Source organism: Bifidobacterium sp. ESL0827 (assembly GCF_052606685.1).
Genome location: NZ_CP199597.1, coordinates 695,126 through 715,716, shown reverse-complemented (window position 1 = coordinate 715,716; position 20,591 = coordinate 695,126). Strand labels below are relative to the sequence as shown.

The 20,591-nt window shown below is 59.4% G+C and carries 18 protein-coding genes; 7 read left to right on the top strand and 11 right to left on the bottom strand.

Annotation, left to right across the window (positions count from 1 at the left end; all coding sequences use genetic code 11):
* Positions 1-11: 11 nt before the first annotated feature.
* Positions 12-1,706 carry an MFS transporter gene (locus tag ACUIAI_RS02670; protein WP_445342559.1) on the bottom strand — a complete coding sequence of 565 codons (1,695 nt, stop codon included), beginning with the start codon at positions 1,704-1,706 and terminating at the stop codon, positions 12-14.
* Between the two features lie 206 nt (positions 1,707-1,912).
* On the opposite strand from ACUIAI_RS02670, the gene ACUIAI_RS02665 reads away from it, so the two are divergent.
* From ACUIAI_RS02665 to ACUIAI_RS02645, 5 genes are read left to right on the top strand one after another with little or no spacing between them, the layout of a single operon-like run.
* Positions 1,913-2,620: a TetR/AcrR family transcriptional regulator gene (locus tag ACUIAI_RS02665; RefSeq protein ID WP_445342558.1), complete on the top strand. Its 708-nt coding sequence runs from the start codon at positions 1,913-1,915 to the stop codon at positions 2,618-2,620.
* A complete protein-coding gene (locus ACUIAI_RS02660) occupies positions 2,611-2,982 on the top strand; it encodes a YccF domain-containing protein (protein WP_110412714.1) in 372 nt (123 codons plus the stop codon). Before ACUIAI_RS02665 ends, ACUIAI_RS02660 begins: the two co-directional genes overlap by 10 nt.
* Positions 2,983-2,995: 13 nt before the next feature.
* Entirely contained in the window at positions 2,996-3,535 is a 540-nt protein-coding gene (locus tag ACUIAI_RS02655) for a peptidylprolyl isomerase (protein WP_445342557.1), read from the top strand.
* A 12-nt stretch (positions 3,536-3,547) separates the two neighbouring features.
* Entirely contained in the window at positions 3,548-4,039 is a 492-nt protein-coding gene (locus ACUIAI_RS02650; protein ID WP_445342556.1) for a very short patch repair endonuclease, read from the top strand.
* Positions 4,005-5,051, top strand: coding sequence for a Gfo/Idh/MocA family protein (locus tag ACUIAI_RS02645; RefSeq protein WP_445342555.1), 1,047 nt, complete (start codon positions 4,005-4,007; stop codon positions 5,049-5,051). Before ACUIAI_RS02650 ends, ACUIAI_RS02645 begins: the two co-directional genes overlap by 35 nt.
* A gap of 79 nt (positions 5,052-5,130) precedes the next feature.
* On the opposite strand, the gene ACUIAI_RS02640 is transcribed toward ACUIAI_RS02645, so the two are convergent.
* The 8 genes from ACUIAI_RS02640 to ACUIAI_RS02605 all read right to left on the bottom strand — a co-directional run bounded on the left by ACUIAI_RS02640 (position 5,131) and on the right by ACUIAI_RS02605 (position 14,860).
* A complete protein-coding gene (locus ACUIAI_RS02640; RefSeq protein ID WP_445342554.1) occupies positions 5,131-6,138 on the bottom strand; it encodes an ABC transporter permease in 1,008 nt (335 codons plus the stop codon).
* A complete protein-coding gene (locus ACUIAI_RS02635; RefSeq protein ID WP_445342553.1) occupies positions 6,135-7,214 on the bottom strand; it encodes an ABC transporter permease in 1,080 nt (359 codons plus the stop codon). Before ACUIAI_RS02635 ends, ACUIAI_RS02640 begins: the two co-directional genes overlap by 4 nt.
* Entirely contained in the window at positions 7,211-8,767 is a 1,557-nt protein-coding gene (locus tag ACUIAI_RS02630; protein WP_445342552.1) for a sugar ABC transporter ATP-binding protein, read from the bottom strand. The genes ACUIAI_RS02635 and ACUIAI_RS02630 overlap by 4 nt, the downstream gene beginning before the upstream one ends.
* A 135-nt stretch (positions 8,768-8,902) precedes the next feature.
* Positions 8,903-9,877: an ABC transporter substrate-binding protein gene (locus ACUIAI_RS02625; protein WP_445342551.1), complete on the bottom strand. Its 975-nt coding sequence runs from the start codon at positions 9,875-9,877 to the stop codon at positions 8,903-8,905.
* A 177-nt stretch (positions 9,878-10,054) separates the two neighbouring features.
* Positions 10,055-11,803, bottom strand: coding sequence for an LpqB family beta-propeller domain-containing protein (locus ACUIAI_RS02620; protein WP_445342550.1), 1,749 nt, complete (start codon positions 11,801-11,803; stop codon positions 10,055-10,057).
* Positions 11,800-13,434 carry an MtrAB system histidine kinase MtrB gene (gene mtrB, locus ACUIAI_RS02615; RefSeq protein ID WP_445342549.1) on the bottom strand — a complete coding sequence of 545 codons (1,635 nt, stop codon included), beginning with the start codon at positions 13,432-13,434 and terminating at the stop codon, positions 11,800-11,802. Before mtrB ends, ACUIAI_RS02620 begins: the two co-directional genes overlap by 4 nt.
* Positions 13,431-14,144, bottom strand: a complete 714-nt coding sequence (mtrA, locus tag ACUIAI_RS02610; protein WP_445342548.1) for an MtrAB system response regulator MtrA — start codon at positions 14,142-14,144, stop codon at positions 13,431-13,433. The genes mtrB and mtrA overlap by 4 nt, the downstream gene beginning before the upstream one ends.
* Before the next feature lie 137 nt (positions 14,145-14,281).
* Positions 14,282-14,860, bottom strand: coding sequence for a haloacid dehalogenase-like hydrolase (locus ACUIAI_RS02605; RefSeq protein WP_445342547.1), 579 nt, complete (start codon positions 14,858-14,860; stop codon positions 14,282-14,284).
* Between the two features lie 405 nt (positions 14,861-15,265).
* On the opposite strand from ACUIAI_RS02605, the gene ACUIAI_RS02600 reads away from it, so the two are divergent.
* Positions 15,266-15,706 carry a MarR family winged helix-turn-helix transcriptional regulator gene (locus ACUIAI_RS02600; RefSeq protein WP_110412709.1) on the top strand — a complete coding sequence of 147 codons (441 nt, stop codon included), beginning with the start codon at positions 15,266-15,268 and terminating at the stop codon, positions 15,704-15,706.
* Between the two features lie 112 nt (positions 15,707-15,818).
* Here ACUIAI_RS02600 and ACUIAI_RS02595 read toward each other — a convergent pair whose 3' ends face one another.
* Together ACUIAI_RS02595 and ACUIAI_RS02590 are read right to left on the bottom strand one after the other, a co-directional pair.
* Positions 15,819-17,216, bottom strand: coding sequence for an MFS transporter (locus ACUIAI_RS02595; RefSeq protein ID WP_445342546.1), 1,398 nt, complete (start codon positions 17,214-17,216; stop codon positions 15,819-15,821).
* Between the two features lie 185 nt (positions 17,217-17,401).
* Positions 17,402-18,796: a replication-associated recombination protein A gene (locus ACUIAI_RS02590; RefSeq protein WP_445342545.1), complete on the bottom strand. Its 1,395-nt coding sequence runs from the start codon at positions 18,794-18,796 to the stop codon at positions 17,402-17,404.
* A gap of 271 nt (positions 18,797-19,067) precedes the next feature.
* Between ACUIAI_RS02590 and ACUIAI_RS02585 the strand changes: the two genes are divergently transcribed.
* Positions 19,068-20,582, top strand: coding sequence for an amino acid ABC transporter substrate-binding protein/permease (locus tag ACUIAI_RS02585; RefSeq protein WP_445342544.1), 1,515 nt, complete (start codon positions 19,068-19,070; stop codon positions 20,580-20,582).
* Positions 20,583-20,591: the final 9 nt, after the last annotated feature.

Sequence of the window (20,591 nt, the reverse complement as noted above, 5' to 3'; positions counted from 1 at the left end):
TTGCGGACGCCTCAGACCTTATCGGCACCAGCCTTACGGGCGGCCCGACGCACCAGTACCGAGGCGACCAATCCCAGGAAAAGCAGCAGGACTGCAAAGCCCATGGCCCACTGGGCACCTTGAGTAAACCCCTCGGTCAGGGCGTTGGTCACCTGAGGTCCCAGGACTCCCAGTCGGCCCCGGGTGCCCTGGGCCCGCATGCCGACAATGGCGTTTCCGGCTGAAGACTGGACAGATCTGACCAGGCCATCGGCTATCTGTGCCGAAATCCCCTTGAGTGCTGTCAGATGCCTTGGCAGCACCAGACTCAGAGCCAGGGAGAGGGCAGAACCTGAGACTGCAGCGCCCAAGGCGGTCCCCCACTGGCGGATGGTGGATTGGGTGGCCGAAGCCTGGCCGGATTGGGCCACCGGAACACCGGAGAGCACCAGGCTGGTCAGCTGTGCCGAGGCAAAGCCCAGACCGGCACCGTAAATGATCAGAGTCAGGGTCATGGGCCAGACCGGTACCGACCCACGCATGAGCAGAATGGACAGGGCCACGCCGACAATCTCCATCAGCAAGCCCGTCTGCACCGTGCCGCCGGCTCCCAGACGGGCTGAGGCCACCCGGGCCAGACCGCCCGAAACAACTGACCCCAGGGCCATGACACCCAGGATGGATCCGGCCCCCAGGGGGCTCAGGCCCCTGGCGTTGATCAGGTAGAGAGGCAGGATGAACATGACCGCGAACTGACCAGCGTTGACAATGGCGGCCGTGAGATTGCCCCAGCCGAAGGTGTCAATGGCGAACATGGACACGTCCAGGATGACCATCTTGCCCCTGCGCGCCCTGGCCAGCTCGATCAGCGCGAAGGCGGCCAGCAGGGCCAATCCAAGGATCAGACTGACCGGAACCGGCGACAGGGGTGCCGATGCAGACCAGTGCAAGGGGCCCAGTTCAAGTGCAGCACGGGGGCGCCACCAGCCGTAGGTCTGCCCCTCGATCAGCGCAAAGACCACCAGGGCCGATCCCAGGGCCGAAAGAAGTATGCCCTTCCAGTCGGCAAGCATCCCCCAGCGGTTGTCAGTCTGCCCGGGCGCTGACTTGGTTTCGGGCACAAAAACTGCACTGGCCACAAGAACAATCAGCCCCAAGGGCAGATTGACCAGGAAGATCCACCGCCATCCGATGGTGCTGGTGAAGACCCCGCCCAGGAAGGGGCCGACCGCCGCAGCGGAGGACATGACGGCCCCCCAGATGCCGAATGCAGTAGCCCGATGACGACCCCGGAAGGTTGCGGACACGGTGGACAGGGTGGATGGCATGACCAGGGCGCCGCCGATTCCCTGAACAAGTCGCGCCAGAAGCAGCAATGTACCGGAGGATGCCGATGCGGCGAAGACGGATCCCAGCACGAAGATGACCGTGCCCACCTGCAGAATCCGCTTGCGCCCGATCATGTCCCCCAACCGACCGGAAGGCAGGAGCAGGGCCGCCAGGACGATGCTGTAGAGAGCGGTCACCCACTGGGCTTGAGCCAGGTTGATGTGGATGGCAGCGATGATGGAAGGAATGGAGACGTTGACGATGGACGAATCCAGCACAATCATGGCCAGACCCAGGGCCAGCACCCAGAGAGCACGCCAGGGCGGTGCCGCCTCCTGAGACTCCTGGCTGCCTTTCTGACTGCCCTTCTTCACGTCTATGCTTGCCGATCCGGTCATCAGATCTCCCCTCACCATGGTCTGCGATTTTTTGCGACTATACGTCGCTAAAACCAGCCTGGCAAGTTCACTCAGCGCGGACAAGCCGCAGGCTAAAGAGGCTTTGGCAGCTTGGCTCTGTTGCAAATAGGCCATATCATATGTCCCAAGACCGGCCGAACCCGATTCACAATCGCAGCACCCGGCTGGCCAGACCAAGGAGGACCATGCCCAGGATTCGCGAATCCACGCTCCAGGAGCACCGAGCCAAAACCCTGGACCGGATCATCGCCGCCGCCGAGGCCATCCTGCGCACCGGCGGACGCGACCAGCTGACCATGGCCGAGGTGGCCCGACGAGCCAATCTGGCACGGAATTCCCTCTACCGCTACGCCCGAGACGCCGATCAGCTCTGCGACATGGTCATGGAGCGGCACCTGCCTGACTGGGGTCGTGCCCTGGACCAAGCCCTAGGCAAGGCAGAAGACCCGCGCCGAACAGTCGAGATTTGGACCCGCACCAATCTGGAGCAGGCCGGACTGCACGGACACGGTTGGCTGATGAACCTCTACGCCGAGCAGCACGACGAACAGCTACGTCAGGCCCTGATCTACGGGAGCACCTCGAATCCACATGAGAGCGCCCCAAGGAGCGATCGGTCCACAGACCGGCAGGTCCAGGCTCTGCTGGACTTCCACCGGCAGGTCAACCAGCCGCTGATCCAGGCTTGGACAGCCCTGCGACCAGCGGATCCGGCCATGGGCGTGGAAGTGACGCGAGGCATTGTCCAATCCGGTATGCGATTGATTGATGCCCTGGACCAGGAACTCGCCCCCGAACAGCGGCAGAAACGACTGACCACAATCATCGAGAAAGTGACCGACTGTGCTAAGGCCGTCACCGCCACCCTGACGGAAGGAACTACATGCGCCTGATCGGCAACATCTGCTGGCTGCTGCTGGGAGGACTGGCCATCGCACTGGCCTGGACACTGGTGGGCATCGTGCTCTGCCTGACCGTGGTGGGCATCCCCCTGGGTCTCCAGGCCTTCAAGATGGCCAGACTCACCCTGACCCCCTTCGGCAGGCAGGTCATCTATGGAGGCGGGCTGGGATCCTGGCTGGCCAACCTGCTCTGGATCATCCTTGGCGGCTGGTGGCTGGCTCTGGCCTATCTGGTGGCCGGTCTGGTCACCATGCTGACCGTGGTGGGCATACCATTCGGCCTGCAGGCCTTCAAGATGGCCCGCCTGGCCCTGATGCCCTTCGGGTCCTCGGTTCGCGTCGCCGTCTTATGAAAGGATTAAGGACATGAGCACAGTCATCATGCATACCTCAGAAGGCGACATCCGCCTGGACCTCTTTGACGATCAGGCCCCTGAAACCGTAGCCAACTTCCTGGATCTGGCCGCCGGCCGCAAGGACTGGACCGACCCCGAGACGGGCCAGAAGCGTCAGGATCCCTTCTATGACGGGCTGACCTTCCACCGGATCATCAAGGACTTCATGATCCAGGGCGGCTGCCCGCTGGGTACCGGCACAGGCGGTCCCGGTTACGAGTTCGATGATGAGATCGATCCCGCCCTGACCTTTGAGGAACCCTACAAGCTGGCCATGGCCAATGCGGGGCTGCGCCGGGACCCCGCCACCGGGAAGACCCACGGCACCAACGGATCACAGTTCTTCATCACCACCGTGCCAACCCCTTGGTTGAACGGGCACCACACCATCTTCGGCCAGGTTGCCGACGAGGATTCCCGGAAGGTGGTCGACAAGCTGGATGCCGTGGCCACCGACTCGGGCGACCGTCCCCTGGAGCCGGTCTTCATCAACAGCGTCGAAGTCCTCTGAGCCGGGCCGGGGATGGTTTCGAAAAAGACATCCAGCAGATTCCAGCCCGGCACACGCAGCTACACCATGTCCCGAATCAGGAGCACGGAAACATCAATAGAGCGCCAGGTCCGGTCCTACCTCTTCTCGCGTGGTCTGCGGTTTCGCAAGAACGACAAGAGGTACCCGGGCCATCCTGATGTGGTTCTGCCCAAGTGGCGAGCCATGGTATTCGTCAATGGCTGTTTCTGGCATATGCATGAGGGGTGTGCCAAATTCTCCCTTCCCAAATCCAATGTGGAGTTCTGGACCACAAAGCTGACGAGGAACCGTCTACGGGATCAGGAGCAACGCAAAAAGCTGAAAGCCATGGAATGGCGGGTCTTCACTGTCTGGGAGTGCCAGCTGGATGCCCACCATACTGAGGAAACCCTGCAGAAATTGTATGAGGCCATCACAGCAGATGGCGATCCAAACGAAGGAGTCAAGGATGAGCAGATTGAACGGCAAGCGGCAAGAGGCTGAGCAGAAGGGCATGCGGGTCAACTTCGCCATTCTCGGTGCCGGAAGGATAGCCAACGCCCTGGCCAAGACGGTGGTGATGATGGCTGGGGATCAACGGTATAGCCACCTGGTGGCCCCCTATGCTGTGGCCTCCAGGGATGGGGATCGTGCAGCCGCCTTCGCCAAAAAATATGGATTCCAGCATTCCTATGGCTCCTACCAGGAGCTCCTGGATGATCCCCAAGTGGATCTGGTCTACATCGCCACGCCTCATAGCCTCCACGCCGAGCAGGCCATCGCCTGCATGAAGGCCGGAAAGAACGTGCTGGTCGAGAAGTCCTTCACCGCTAACGCCGATCAGGCCAGGCGGGTCATGGAGACATCCGAGAGCACCGGCCTGCTCTGTACCGAGGCCATCTGGACCAGGTATATGCCCTCGCGCTCCATCATCGACGACATCATTTCCTCGGGAGAAATCGGCACAGTCAGGACCGCCACCGCCAATCTAGGTTACGTGACCGTAGGCAAGGCCAGAATGACCGATCCGGCCCTGGCCGGCGGCGCTCTGCTCGACGTGGGCGTCTACCCTCTCAACTTCATCGACATGGTCATGGGACCCAAGCCCATTGAACGGGTCTGCACAGATTGGGTCCGTAGTCCGGAGGGCGTGGACAGCCAGAACTCCACGACCATTTTCTACAAGGACGGATCCATGGGCGCGGCGACCAGCTCCATGGTCTCGGACAGCGACCGGACCGGCAGCATCTGGGGAGACCGGGGTTACCTGCAGTGCGCCAATATCAACAACGTGGAGTCCATCGACCTGTACGACGGGGACCACAAATTGAGGAAGAGCTACCCCATTCCCGAACAGCTGACCGGCTACGAGTACGAGGTGGCCAGCGCCGCACAGGCCATCCTTGACGGCAAGACTGAGTGCAACCAGATGCCTCACAAGGACACCCTGCGAATCATGGAACTCATGGACTCCCTGCGTCGCCAGTGGGGGCTGGTCTACCCCTTCGAATCATGAATTAGCAGTGCGAATGGGGGCTGATGCCGCAATCATCACGGCATCAGCCCCCATTCAGATCATCCGGAAAAACTCTGCTTCATTCCTTTCTTACAAAGGTCACCAAACGCTGGAGGATGACGAAGACCAGAATCATCAGACCAACCACGATGGTGACAGCCTCGGCTGGGACGCCGAAGTCCGAGGTCAGAGGGTCAATGATCGAACGGACTAGCGCACCTATGACGGAGCCCAGCACGTAGCCGTAACCTCCGGTGATCAAGGTGCCGCCGATGACCACCGCCGCCACAGCGTCCAGTTCCCAGCCGACGCCCATGGTGTTCTTGGCTGAACCGATGCCAGCGACATAGACGATGGAGGCAATGGAGGCCAGGACAGCCGAAGTCAGGTAGATGACATACTGCGTCCGCTTGACCGGAAGGCCCATCAGCTCCGCCGAGGACCGGGAACCGCCGATGGCGTAGATGGTACGGCCTGTCCGCGTCTTATGGAGGATGACATAGCTGACTGCCACAACCACCAGGGCAATGACCACGCCGAAGTTCAGCGAAAGGTCATTGGAAATCTTCGGATTGTCGATGATCTTCAGGCCCTCACCGCCTATCCAGCTGAAGTTGTTGTTCTCCGGCATATTGAGCGAATCGGTCGAGATGATGGAGGCTATGCCCCTGGCCAGGAACATGGTGGACAGCGTGGCGATGAAGGGCTGCATATTGAACTCTTCAATAAGCACACCGGCCAGAAGTCCGAAGACCGCACCGATGGCGATCATGATGACGATGACCAGCGGCGCTGGTACGCCGGCAATCATGAGCTTGACACCGACCACGCCGGTAATGGCTACTATGGCCCCTACACTCAGATCAATGCCGCCTGTAAGGATGGGAAAGGTCATGGCTACTGCCAGGATCACCAAGTAGGCATGGTCCATGAACAGGGAGGACATGAACCCCAACCGAATATAGGTGCCGAAGAGCACCTGGCCCATGATCAGCATGAGCAGGAAGATGACCACGGCAGCTACTGTAGGAATGGCCCTGGGGCTCAGACGGAATCCTGCTTGTCTACTTGCACTCTTTTTCATCATGCCACCACCTCTGCAGACTGCCTCATAGCTCGCCTGCGTTTGAACTCAGCGACCGCATTGTGCACCTTGGGCGCCTGCATAACGCAAATGATGATGACCACCACAGCGAAGAAGGCTGGCGTAGCGGCTGAATCAATACCCAGGGTAATGATGGTCTTGCGAATCATCGCGATAATCACGGCGCCAAAAGCGCTTCCCAGCAGCGAGAACTTGCCGCCCAGCAGGGAGGTACCTCCAATGACCACAGCCAGAATGGCGTACATCTCAAGGTCCTGACCGGTCTTAACCACGTCGACCCTCATTACTGATGCAGTGGCGAAGAGTCCTGCTACAGCCGCCAGCAAGCCGGAGATGGCGTAGACCAGGAAGAGGATTCGCCGGGGCTTGATACCGGTCATTCGGCTGGCTTCCTGATTGATGCCCACCGACTCAATCATCATGCCGGCGGCCGTTTTCCTCATCAGAAGGCCGACCAGACAGACGATGATCACTGCTATGACGAAATTGGCTGGGATTCCCAAAATGAAGCCATTAGCCATCCAGCGCAATGGACCGCTTCCGGCTACGCCTGAAGCGTCGGCATTCTGTCCGTTGGTGATGACCTTGGCCAGTCCTCTGCCTGCCAGCATCATAATCAGCGTAGTGATGAAAGGCTGGAGTCCCAGAATGGAAACCAGGGCGCCGTTGATGCAGCCCAGAACCAGGCCTACGGCCAAGGAGATCAGGATGGCCAGCCATACGTTCACCCCGCTGATCAGCATCTGCATAGCTGCTGCTCCCGCCACAGCCATGACTGAGCCGACCGAGAGGTCAATGCCTGAGGTCGAGATGACCAGGGTCATGCCGGTAGCAATCATCAGATATCGCGCAGACTCCTGAATCATGGTGATCAGAGGTCCTGCCAGACCGCCTGTACGCGGATTGTAGGACAGGCTGAGAAAGGAATGATCGACCATGGTACAGACCAGAATCAGAGCGAGGAAGGCGACCACGCTCCAAATCAGCTGATTGCCAAATATCCGGCGCAGGAAGGATGGACCTTCATCCTCCGATTGCTTCTTAGCGGGCTTGCTCATCTTTCCTCCTTTCCTTTAGATTGTCCAGAGACCGAGGTGTTGGCTATGTCTTCCACGATGGTCTGCTGGGAAACCGTATCGTCGTTATTCATCAGGTCGATCTTGTGACGGTCCTTGAGAACGGTTATCTGATCAGAGAGACGGACAACCTCATCCAGCTCGGATGAGATGAAGACCACACTCATGCCCTGAGCGGCCAGATCGAGCACCGTCTGCTGAATCTCCGCCTTGGCGCCGATGTCGATTCCTCTAGTCGGCTCGTCCAGGATCAGCAGCTCCGGATTCGTGGCCAGCCACCTGGCCAGAAGAACCTTCTGCTGGTTACCTCCCGACAGGTTCTTGATCAGTCTGTCGGGATCAGCAGGACGAACATTGAGCTCCTTGATGTACTTGTCGACTATCCGGTCGGCTTCCTTCCTGGGAATCGGCCTGAACATGCCTCGGGTGGCTTGAAGGGCCAGAATGATGTTCTCCCTGACTGTCAAATCTCCGATGATGCCTTCATCTCTTCTGTTCTCTGTGGAGTAGGCGATTCTGTTCTTCAAAGCGGTAGCCGGGCTGTCGATCGAGATTTTCTTCCCCTCAAAGGTGTATGTCCCCTTGTCAGGCTTGTCTGCTCCAAAGAGCAGACGGCCGATTTCGGTTCTGCCGGAACCCAGCAGGCCAGCCAGCCCCATGATCTTCCCTTTGTAAAGATCCATGTCGAAGGGGAAGATGGTGCCCTTTCTTCCGAAACCACGAACGCTGGCCAGTGGCCGATCCGTTGCCACCTGGGGTGTCCCTTTCCTTGACTTGGTCCCGATTAGCGAAAGCTCATCGGCGTTCTTGCCGATCATCTTGGTAATAAGGACATCGCGAGGCATGTCCTTGACCATGGTCTCCTCGACGAATTTGCCATTGCGCAGAATGGTCATTCTGTCGGCAATCTCGTAGACCTGATCCAGGAAGTGGGAAACGAACAGTATGGCGATGCCCCTGTCCCTGACCTTGCGCATGATCTGGAAAAGATCCTGAACCTCATTGGCATCCAGCGAAGATGTCGGCTCGTCCAGGATCAGGACTTTGGCATCGATGACCATGGCTCTGGCGATGGCCACCAGTTGCTGCATGGCTATGGATATCTCATTGAGCGGAGTGTGGGGATCCAGATTCGTCAGGCCCATCTGGGCCAGAAAGCCTTTGGCTGCCTCATGGGTCTTACGCCAGTTGATGCCCAAGTGCCCCCTCTCCTCGTGCCCAAGCATGACGTTTTCGCCCACGCTCAGGTTGGTGCACAGATTGACTTCCTGGTAGACCGTGGCGATGCCGGCGTTCTGCGCATCAGCTGTGCCGTTGAAAATCCTGTTCTGGCCGTTGACGGTAATGGTTCCCGCATTGATTTTGTATACCCCGGTGAGCGCCTTGATCATGGTCGATTTGCCTGCGCCATTCTCCCCCATGAGTGCATGAACCTCACCGGGGAACAAACGCAGATCGACATTGTCGAGCGCCTTGACACCAGGGAATTCAATGCTGATTCCCTTCATGGAGACCAAGGGTTCTTCTTTTGTCATTGTCTTGCCTCATCCAAACTGAATGCTGATCGAAGGGCGGTACCGCAGCCTCAAGGCCCTTTCCCACCCATGAAAAACGGCGTACCGCAACCTTCTCGGGTGCGCCGTCCTGCGTCCTATACGATCAGCGATATATCAGTACGCTCTGGAATCGATGACCTTCTTGGCCTCATCGGCGGTGAAGACCTTCGAATCAATGACGATGTTCTTCTTGACCTTCTTGCCGTCCAGGTAATCCTTAACGGTCTTGGCGGTCGTTTCGCCAAAGAGCGGGTTGTACTCGATTACCAGTGACAGATCGCCGTCGATTAGTGCCTTCAGAGCAGGCTTGGTGCCATCGATGGTGATGATCTTGACTTTGCCCTTAAGTCCTGCAGCATCAACAGCCTGTGCAGCGCCCAGGCCCATCTCATCGTTCTGCGAGAAGATGAACTGGACATTCTGGCTCTTGTACTTATCCAGCAGGCCTGCCGTGACGGTCTTGGCCTCGTCAGTGGACCAGTTGGCTGACTGGCTCTCCAGAACCTTGATGTTGCCACCAATCTTGGAATCCCAGCCCTTTTGACGGTCCTTGACCACCGACAAGCCGGCAGGCCCCTCCAGGATCAGGCCATTGGCTCCATCGGGGAAGTTCTTGTTGACGAACTCTGCCGCCTGCTGCCCTGCCCACTCGTTGGAAGGTCCGATGTGGGAGGCGACCAGGCTTTCGTCCTTGGTCTGCACGTTGCGGTCGACCAGGAAGACCGGGATCTCGGCCTCCTTGGCCTTCTTCAGCGACTCATCCCATCCGCTGTCCTCGGTGGAGGACAGGACGATGGCGTCCACCTCATCATTGACGAACTTGTTAAAGGCCTGGATCTGCTTCTGCTGATCGTTGTTCTGAGTCGGCGAATAAATCATGTTGAATCCGGCGTTCTTGAAGGCCTTCTTCAGATCGTTCTCGTTGGCCGTGCGGAAGCCGCCCTCGGGACCTACTGCAACAAACCCGATGGTTTTCTGCTTGTCACCGCCCTTGCTGGAGCTGGATCCGGAGGACCCGCAGGCTCCCATGGCCAGGACCGCAGCCGAGGCCGTGGCGATGGTCAGCACCTTCTTCAGTACCTTGTTCATTGTTCTCCTCCTTGAGTAGTCAGCATCGAGGCCACAGCATTATGATCACCGATGATGACATCCACGATTTCAGTATCGTTTTTCCTCTTGCCGAGCTCAAGGCGCAGTGATAACAAATCGATAACAGTTCAGCCACATGAAGAATCAGCCACAGCCGACCCTGCGCGTTCACGGCTTTTATCTGCCGCTGGTGACCGTCTCCACCTGGGAATCAATGATGTACCACATGCCTTCCAGAGCCCCGGAAAGGCAGTGAACGATGCCCGAACGGTCCAAGGCGATCAGACTTTGCATCTGATTGACCTGCCCTGCAGCCAAGTCCGTGGTCCCGGCCGGCAGATGCTGGACCATCTCCGGCCCGGGAGCGATCTGGGAATGGCCGCCCGCCTCCATATCGCCGTCCTTGTAGACCAGGGTGTTGTCGTTGTAGAAGGTCAAGGCCTTGATGTCCCGATGTCGGGCGATGACCTGGATCTGGTCGCTCAAGCCCTTCGGCCGCTGATTCTCGCCTCGGACGATTCCAAGCATGACCAGGGTGCTCATACCCTGCAGGCCGTCATCGAGCACCAGGCATAGACGCTGCCCCTCAGGTGCCACAGCTAGGGCAACCACGCGCCGCCCATGCAGCCAAGGCAGGTTGAATTCCAAGGCACCCGGCTTGCCTGTATCGACCAGAATGGCAGAATCACTCTGTCTGACAGCCCAAACCTCATCGGTGAAACTGCCGGCTATGGCAGTAATGGGTGTGTCGGCAAACAGCTTCCCACAGGATGAGGCATCGGGCTTAAGACAAGTCACCAGACCCTGATCGGACAGCAGCGCACCACCATTGGAGGAAAAGACCAGCCCCCTAGGCTCATGGAAGACGGGAGGCTGACCGACCCTGATCAGGTTCGAGGAGTTGAAACCTACAACCCCGCTGCTGCCCAGGCTGTAGATGCGGTTAGAAGTTTGCCCTGAAGCCATGGTTAGGTCATCATCCGCGTGGGAGTAGTCAATCCCTGCCGCATCGACCACGCGCAGATCAAACTCGCCATTGCCATCGCCCAGCAGCATCCTCATTTGATGAACCAGCATGGCTTTGTTCTCATTGCTCAGGGAGGCGAAGGAAGTGCTGACCCTGATCTCCATGCGCCCCTTGACCTGTTGCACGGCATCCACTGCCAGGGAGACCTTGGCAGTATTGAAGTTTGTCACGGAATCACCCAGCCAGGCCGGAGGGCCCTTCAACAGCTCTTTTAGGGCCAGGGTTCTCCAGTTTCGCCAGCCGAACCAGCGGTTGTCAGGGACAGGCACACCCTTGGCAAAGGGGAACTGATAGATAACTACCTGACGATAGACCTGCAGGAAGTCATCCGAAGAGATCACTATCACCGCTGGAGCCTTGCTAATCCGCCATTGGCCGCGAACTTTAGCCAGTTCAAACCGGTCGGTCCTGTCCACTGAGCCGGCATCCTGGTCGGTAGCGGAGAATATCCCATGGGCATCCAGTGATCCGACGCACTTGGTAGTCAGGTCGAGGGCAGCCGTCTTCCCACTGCCCTCGCCATCCACACGGTCATAGACGGGGGATTCTCTGTAGATGGAGACGGATGCATTGAAGTCCCAATCCGCAAAGGCCCGTTTAGTCATATATGACTTGGCGACGGCGAAGCCATCGCTTTGAATACCGGTAGGCAGAGCTGCTATGAAGCCTCTGACGATGCTCTCTGGTCCCGCTCCGTCCGCAGGGCCCTCCGGGGAGGAGAAGACGCGATGGGGCTGATTCTCGATGGGACTGAGTTGACGGACTGATCCGGAGGTAGGTAGCCCGAATGGATTGGCGCATCCTCCGGCGATCAGTGCAGCCACCATAGCGACACACAGACCGAGCACCCGCACAGGATGAGGGGTACTAGCCCAGCGGAACTGTCTGAAAATACTCACGATGCAGCCTCTTCAAAAGAGCCTTCCACATCCAGACCTTGGCCAAGCTGAAACCGGACCGGAACGCTCCCCTTGTCCAGCTGCTCGGAGACATTCCGGGGCAGGGTCAGCAGAAACCAAGTGCCTTGCCCGACCTGCGAGCGCACCTCCAGCAGGCCATGCATGAGGTTGGTGTTGTCCAAGGCTATAGACAGCCCCAGACCCGTACCGCCCGTCAACCGAGACCGTGAAGGATCGGCCCGCCAAAACCGTTCGAATATATGAGTCAGGTCTTCGGGTGCAATGCCGGTTCCCCAGTCACGCACACTGAACACCACAGTGTGCTCCGATGCAGCCAGCCGCAGCTGCACGGGATTGTCATCGGCGAAATCGATGGCATTGTTGACCAGGTTGCGCAGAATTGAAGAGCAGCGGCTGGCATCGACGGTCATCATTATCTTGTGATCGGGAAGGAGCGCATTGACAGAAACCCCCCTCGTACGGGCTATCTGGGCGACCTGCTGGACGACATTGCGCACCAAGTCACAGGCGTCGCACAGGTCTGGATTCAGGGAGGTCTGGCCAGCCTCGTATCGGGAAATTTCGAGAAGATCCTCAAGCATGCTGGCGAAGCGCGACACCTGCTTGTCCAGCAATTCCACGGTCCTGCGCTTGCTGGGATCCAAATCGTTCCGACTCTTGAAAAGCAGGTCTGTGGCCATGCGGATGGTGGTGACCGGCGTCCGCAACTCATGGCTGACGTCTGATACGAATCTGCGCTGGTAGGCCTCGGCTTCCTCTAGCTGGCCGATTTTCTCATTGATGGAATCGGCCATGACGTTGAAGGAACGCTGCAAGATGCCCAGCTCATCGGTACGGTCCTCGGTGACACGGATGTCCGACTCCCCCTGAGCCAACCCTTTGGCGGCCCCTGCCACCTTGGTCACCGGGCGGATGACGGAATGCAAGGCCAGGAACACGATGATCCCCATCATGACGCTGGTTACCACGCTGACCGCAAGAAGGGCCATCTGCACGGAGAGGACGGACCGCTGTTGGTCTGCGAAGGAGTAGATGGCGTAGAACTCGATTCCGCCTGTGGTGGCCGGCCTCAGCATGGACCCCATGACGATGCCTGGGATTGGGTACTGCCCCTTGTCGGCAGTATTGATCATCTGCGAGTAGGAGTGGCTGCCATTGGAGACGACAGCATTCCTGATTTCTGGGCTGATCAGATCGCTGTCCCCCGGGGCCGTTGAAACAGGGACGAACCTGCGGGCCGTGGAATCATCCGGCCAGATGAAGACCCCGACCATGTTGGGCGCCCCCTCGTTCTGGACGTTGGCCGCCATATTAACCACCAGTTTCTGATAGCTGCCCTCATCGCCGGTGATATCTGCGGAGTCAAGACCCCCCTGAGCCCTGGTCAGCTCTGCAGCAAAATCGGCCTGTGCCTGCCGCAGGACCTGGTTCAAAAGGGAAGCTCTGACCGAGTACAGGGAGGCTGTCATAAAGACGATGCCGATCAGGAGTGCCGAAACCGTTGCCATAAGGACCATTCGTATCTGCAGGGAGCTCTTGACTGCCCTGTAGAACCTACGCAGGAACATACCGACTGCAGACACACCCCTGTGCCTCGTGTGACTGCTCATGATCCTGGCTGCTCAGCCGCATACTTATAACCGATTCCCCGAACCGTCTCGATGATTCTGGGATTTTCGGGATCGTCTTCGATCTTCTGCCTGAGACGCTGCACGTGGACGTTGACCAGACGGGTATCGCCCATATCCTGGTAATCCCAGACCTTTCGCAGCAGCTCTCCCCGACTGAGCACCTCACCGGGATGCGAGGCCAGCACGTAGAGCAGCTCAAACTCCGTAGGGGTCAGAGAAAGCTGCCTGCCCCGCTTGACTGCAGTGTGCTCCTGCCGATTGATCTCTATCAGGCCATGGATGACGGCCAATGATTCCTGCCCTTCCTGATCAGTGCGGACCGAGACCGGGCGCAGACGTGCATGGATCCTGGCCAGGAGTTCATCAGTACTGAAGGGCTTGACCACATAGTCATCTGCTCCGGCTTCCAGACCCTCGACAATATTCTTGGTATCGGATTTGGCCGTCAGCATGATGATGGGGACATTAGATCTGGACCTGATCCAGCGAGCGATGCCAATCCCATCCATGCCAGGCAACATGATGTCCAACAGCACCAGATCAGGTTCCACCGTAGGGAATATCTCCACCGCTCTGGATCCATCCGTGCAGGTCACTGGCCTATAGGACTTCGTCTGCAGCACTATCGACAACATCTCGCCCAGATCCCTGTCATCGTCGACAATCAGTATCGTGGCCGGCTCTTTCACAAGAAGCCCTCCCTCGTTCTCAGCATGCCATTATGCTCACTTGCTTCTAAGCAGAACGATAGCAGGGTTACTCCGTGCCGAACCCGCCGACGAATGATGACAGGAATAAGAAGGGTTGGCTTATTTGAAGGGTTGGCTTATTTGATGCGGCGGACATTGCCATGCTCGACCAGATAAGCCCGCCGGGCAAGATCAATCATGGGCAGATCGAAGGCCGAATCGGTGTAGAAGGCATCAATGGCTGTCTCCTGGCCGAGGATCCGCTGAAAGTGCAGGGGCTTGTCAGGTCCAAAGTTAAGGTAGCCCACGGTCAGGGATTCCATATCCAGGGTGGAGCCGATACAACGGGTGATGCCTAGTCGGTGGCAAGCCTCCCCCGCCACTAGATCGAAGGATGCGGTCACCACCACGTCGTCGGCCTGAGGGGTGTACCAATCCATGATCTTATGCATGTTGACATCCCAGAACTGGCTGACCAGTCGGTCCATGTCAAAGCCGGGACGCGAGGTCAGCCGACGAAGATAGCGCGAACCTACCCGACGCATGGCCGAATCCAGCTGCTCTAGGGTGACCCGGCCCAAGCGGTAGCGAACGGCATAGAATAGGGCAACCGGCAGGTAGTGCAGCATCCGCGGATCCTTGCGGGCAGTGAACAAGTAGAAGTCAAGCAGACTTTCGCCATCATAGATGGTGCCGTCGAAGTCCAGTACCCGCATGCCAATCCTTTCCAGATCCCGTTACGAAAAGGGAACATCTTAGCATACCGTGGAGCAATGACGGTGATAGTCCCCGACTTCGGCCGAGCAAAGAGGCAATCCCTTTTAACCCAAAAGCCTGATGTAGACAGAAAATTTCTGGATGATCGAGTGACATAGACATCGAGTAGGAGCAGAGCCTGAGGAATCATGATGCGCCTGGCCCCTGTTCCGATTGTGGACCATCCTCATGGTGTCGACGGTATTGATATGATGAAAAATGCGTCGTCCGTGCTGGGCCGAGGCTAGGGAGTTGCCGGAAATAGGCCTGGAAGGGGAACGGCGCCGAAGGGGTCCCTGCGGTTATCGGGTTAACCATGCCCGCAGAATTCTCCGATCTTCCTTACCAGCTAGGGGGCAGCAGAGATGTTAAAGAAGAGCCACTACCACAACTTGAGCAGCTGCATAGCCGGAATCTACCGGCATGCACGCAACGATGCCAGCCGATATACAGGCGACTCCACCTTAAGGGGCACACAGGGTGACCTGATTGTATACCTCTATGATCATCCAGGCCTCAGTCAGCGCCAGATAGCCCGGGACCTGTGCGTAGATCCCAGTCTGCTGGCCCGGGATCTGAAAGCCTTAAAAGCCCTGGGCCTGGTCAGCCGTGAACAGAACCCTGCAGATCACCGCGTCAATATCATTACCCTGACCAGATCGGGCGCAGACATAGCTCGCAAGAGAATCAGGTCAGTCAACAACTGGTGGATCGACCTGTTCAAGCAGAATCCGGATATCGACCCCGAAACCTTCCAGACCGAGCTACGCTGCGTCTACAACCGGCTCCTGGCCAATCAGCTCTGATCACTCTTTGCTGACAAAGGAGCCTTGCTAAGAAGAGAAACTGGCCGAACTTTTCACCACCTCTCGACGGCTCCAGGCTCATGCCAGGTCCCTTGCTTTTCAGATGCTTGTATCAGCCCACCGAGCGGCCGGAAGTCTCCCAGCCCATCAGGCCCACAACCAGCATGGAGGCAAGAGCAACCAGGCTGATGGTGATGAAGATTGAGGTGCTCCCCCACTGGCTGAGCATGGCCCCGATCAGCACAGGCATGAGAACGTTGCAGAGCTTAGCGACGGCATTGGCAATGCCCACGCAGCGGAAACGGACCGTGGTCGGGAAGAGCTCAGGCGCATAGACGGCCACAACCGAAGACATGAGGACGTAAAGGCTGGCCATAAGCAGGATACCCACCAGAATGGCCGTGACCTGGCTGGTCTGCGCAGCGTAGAGCAGACCGAAGACTGCTGTCAGCAGGAAGGCCGTGACGATGATCCGCTTGCGGCCGATCCGGTCCAGAAGCAGGGATCCGATCAGGCAGCCCAGGGGAGCGCCCAGCATCATCAGCGTGCTGATCCACAGGGATCCGCTCAGATCTATGCCCCGCTTGAGCAGGATGGTGGGCACCCAGGAGGTGAAGGCATAGGAGCAAACGTTGGTGGCCGAGACAGCCACAGTGGCCACAATCAGGCCGCGAACAACGCCACCCGACGCCTTGGCAGCTGTCTCAACCCCCTCATTCTTCCCAGCGAGGGCGGAACCACTGACAGAGTCAGAGTCAGACTTTCTCTGACCATTATCGGCCTCCAAAAGCTGGACCACCCGGACGGCCTCGTCCATCCGCCCGTGCAGGGCCAGCCAACGAGGGGACTCAGGGATGTCACGCCGCAAGTACCAAATCAGCGCCGCCGCTAGACCAATGCCCACGAAGAGCGGCCGCCAGGACCAGCGCGGAATGATCCAAGCACACAGGAGCATGGCCAGAGGCACTCCGGTGTTGGCCACCAGCGAGACGATGGCGCTCCAGCGGCCGCGATGCCGGATGGGAGCGAATTCGTTGACCATGGAGAATCCGGTGACTATTTCGGCCCCAAGGCCCAGACCAGCCCCCAGACGGCAGGCCGAAAGGACGGCCATGTTGGGAGCCAGAGCGCCCAGCAGGGTAAAGCCTCCGAAGAGCAGCAGATTGATCTGATAGGCGGTCTTGCGCCCCCGCAGGTCCCCGACGAACCCGGCCAGCAGCGAGCCGACCAGAAGCCCCAGAAAACCCGCCGACAGGAAGAGGGAATTCTGGGCGACCGTGGACCACCCGGTGCTCAGCGCCGAACTGGCTACTGCGCTGCCCACATAGACATCGATGCTGTCCATGAGCATTCCCGCGGCCACCAGGGCCACGATCTTGTAAAAAGTAGCCGATTCACGAGCATTGTCTACTCGCCGGGTAATCTCCCGGACCGCCAGGCCGTCCCCGGCAAGGCCGGGATTCTTGGATTGCTCGGATATGTCTGCATTGTCAATGACCGCTGTCGACATCGTCACCCTCGCGCCCGTGCATGAGGCAGGCATGCCCCATGCGTCCATGCCAGACCTGCCGACGGCGACAGGCTCCTTCTGGGAGCATGGCGACCGTCAATATGGAAGGCCTGGACCCTGCGGCGTTTCGGTCATTGTGTGGCTACTCAACGTCTATTGGGTGACCAGTATAGGAGTCCGGACGGTCATTGCCCAGACCCGGCGTTTCCCTCCGGCCCGACGGCCCTGTCCAGGATGGCCCTGATCGCCTCCAGACGTGGGCCCAGCTGACGCTCATAGCCCCGATCATTGGGGTGATAGTAGCGCCGTCCGACCAGTTCGTCCGGCATGTACTGCTGGGGTGCCACTGCATCCGGCGCATCGTGGGCATACTGATAGCCCTCGTGGTTGCCCCAGGCCTTCATCAGCTTGGTGGGAGCGTTGCGCAGATGCAGGGGAACCTGACCGATATGCCCGGCGTCCACGTCCTCCAGTGCCTGGTTGATGGCCAGGTAAGACGCGTTGGACTTGGGTGCGGTGGCCACGGCGATGACCGCCTCGGCCAGAATCAGACGGGCCTCAGGCATGCCCACCATGGCCACGGCCTGGGCAGCCGCGACCGTGATCTCCAGCACTTCAGGAGAGGCCATGCCCACCTCCTCGGCGGAGGCGATCATGATGCGTCGGGCGATGAAGCGCGGATCCTCGCCGGCCCGGATCATCCGAGCCAGGTAGTGCAGGGCCGCATCCACGTCGGACCCCCGCATGGATTTGATGAAGGCCGATGCCACATCGTAGTGATCGTCGCCCTTCTTGTCATAGCGGACGGTGGCCACGTCCATGACCGAGGAGACCACCTTGGCGTTGATCAGCGGGCGACGCGCACCCTTGGCGCGAGACCCGTCCTCGGTGACCGCCCCGGCCGCAGCCTCCAGAATGGTCAGGGCCCGACGGGCGTCACCTCCGGCAAAGCGCACAATTTGGTCCAGGGCCTCTGGAGCCAGCCGCACCTGGTCCTTGAGCCCACGCTGGTCCTTGACGGCCCTGCGGACCAGCTTGGCCAGGTCCTGGTCGTCCAGGGCCTCCAGCTTGACCACCACCGAGCGCGAAAGCAGGGGCGAGATGACCGAAAAGCTGGGATTCTCCGTGGTGGCTGCGATAAACGTCACATCCCGGTTCTCCACGCTGGGCAACAGGGCATCCTGCTGCGACTTGGAGAAGCGGTGGACCTCATCGATAAAGAGGACCGTCTCCCGCCCCTGGCTGACCAGCCGCTCCCGGGCCTGGGCTAGGACCTGCCGCACCTCCTTGACCCCCGAGGTGACGGCCGAAAGCTCCTCGAAATGCCGCCCGGACTGTCGGGCCACAATATAGGCCAGGGTGGTCTTGCCCACCCCGGGAGGACCGAAAAGAATGACCGAACTGGGAGCGGTCAGACGGTTGTTCGGATCCGAGCGGGCCAGCCGTTCCAAGGGGGTTCCAGGAGCCGTGACCTTGTCCTGGCCGACCACCTCGTCCAGGCTTCTGGGCCGCATCCTGACCGCAAGAGGGAGGGTGTGCTCCTCGGGGGGATCCGCCGCCTGGAAGAGATCATCAACCATATGCACTACCTCATTCCTCGGGGCCCCTGTGGCTCCCCGCCCTCACCAGCATAGGCCTGTGCCTGCCACAAACAGCAGGACGAACGCGCTAGACTGGGAATCCATATGGCCGTATCGCCCAGCGCGTAGTTGGGTCCCGGAAACACGGTGTGTGTACAGTTTACTGGTCATCCGCCTGAATATATCTTCAGGTTGGCCCATGGACGGCAGCAAGGCCTGCCGCCTGAAAAACCCGGGACCGGCACAGTCGGAACAATAAGGAGAATCGCCAGTGATCGCCAAGCATGTTCGCCAGGGATGGACATCGGGTCCAGGCAGGTGGGCCATCGGCCTGCTCGCCCTGGTCCTGGGGCTCTCAGCCCTGATCGTCGCCCCCCTGGCCACGCCGGCGCAGGCGGCCGAGGACTCTCCCGCCGCTCAAGCGGTCCAAGGACGCACCTTCCGTGTCGCCACCGACACCACCTTCGCCCCCTTTGAATTCAGGGACTCCTCCGGCAAGCTGGTCGGCATCGATATGGATCTGATCCGCAAGATCGCCGACATCGAGGGGTTCTCGGTGCAGATCCAGTCCCTGGGCTTCAACGCCGCCCTTCAAGCCTTGAACTCCCAACAGGCCGATGTGGTCATAGCCGGTATGACCATCACCGACCAGCGCAAGCAGGTCTACGACTTCACCGACCCCTATTTCGACTCCGGCGTGCAGATGGCCATCGCCAAGGACAACGACCAGATCCACAGCTACAAGGATCTGCAAGGCAGCGTGGTGGCCGTCAAGACGGGCAGCGAGGGCGAGGCCTTCGCCAAGCAGCGTGCGGCCCAGTACGGTTTCACGGTCAAGGCGGTGGACCAGTCCTCCACCATGTATGAGATGGTCAAGTCCGGCAATGCCCAGGCGGTCATCGACGACTACCCGGTCCTGGCCTACGGCATCGCCCAGGGCAACGGGCTGAAGACCGTGACCAAGAAGGAGCCTGGCGCCTCCTACGGGGCGGCCGTCCGCAAGGGCGAGAACAAGGAGTTCGTGGCCGCCTTCAACGAGGGTCTGGCCAGGATGAAGGCTGACGGCAGCTATAAGAAGCTGGTCGATTCCTATGTAGGCAGCGGCCACTCCAGCAAGAGCGCGCCCGCATCACGGCCCGGATTCTTCGAACTGGTCCGCCAGGCATTCCCCTCCCTGATGCTGGGCCTGCGCAACACCCTGGCTATCACGGCCATATCATTCGTCATCGCCCTGGCCATCGGCGTCATCCTGGGACTGTGGAGGATCAGCCCCAACCGGATCCTGTCCTGGATCGCCCGCATCTACGTGGCGGTCTTCAGGGGCACACCCGTTCTGGTCTGGGCCTTCTTCTTCTACCTGGGTGTCCCCCAGCTGATCGGCCACCGCATCAGCATCTGGCTGGCCGGCGCGCTGACACTGTCCCTGAACTCCGGAGCCTACCTGGTCGAAATCGTGCGCGGGGCCATCGAATCGGTGGACGTCGGGCAGATGGAGGGAGCCCGCAGTCTGGGCCTGACACGTCGCATGGCCCTGCGCCGGGTCATCCTGCCCCAGGCCGTCAGGTTCGCCACGCCCTCCATCATCAACCAGCTGGTCATCATGCTCAAGGATTCCTCCCTGCTGCTGGCCATCGGCTTCGGCGAACTGCTCTACCAGGCCCAGCAGATCTACGCGGCCAACTTCCGCGTGACCGAAACCCTCTTCATGGTGGGCGTCATCTACTTCGTCGCCATCAGCGCCCTGACCTGGATGGCCAATATGCTCGATAGGAGGCTGCATCGATGAACTTCGAGG